Origin of the sequence: Pseudoalteromonas sp. SIMBA_162 (assembly GCF_046535955.1) — a bacterium.
Classification (GTDB): Bacteria; Pseudomonadota; Gammaproteobacteria; order Enterobacterales; family Alteromonadaceae; genus Pseudoalteromonas; species Pseudoalteromonas marina.
Genome location: NZ_JAWJBQ010000408.1, coordinates 1 through 272 on the forward strand (window position 1 = coordinate 1; position 272 = coordinate 272).

The 272-nt window shown below is 62.9% G+C and carries 1 protein-coding gene; it reads right to left on the reverse strand.

Annotation, left to right across the window (positions count from 1 at the left end; translation table 11 throughout):
* Window positions 1-272 (reverse strand): penicillin acylase family protein (locus R0J88_RS20250; protein WP_410900913.1); only part of this gene is annotated, 272 nt, incomplete at both ends.

A 272-nucleotide genomic window follows, 5' to 3' on the forward strand; every position in this document is an offset into this window, starting at 1 on the left:
GCCAGACGGTTGATGGCGCGGCTGACTTCGTTCAGGCCCGGCACAGTGAGATTCAGGCCCTTGAGCTTGTCCGCTTCGGCCAGGGGCAGGGGTTCATCGGGATAGCTCGGAGTCAGCCACGGCAGTTTGTCGCTGCCGACTTTCTGCGCCAGCCCCAGGGCGTTGATCTCTTCTTGCAGGTTGGCGGACTGGCCGAAGTTCAGCAGGCAGAAGATCAGCGCCGAATCCTCGGCTTTCCAGTATTCGGGGGTGTAGCCCTGGGCTGCCAGGTC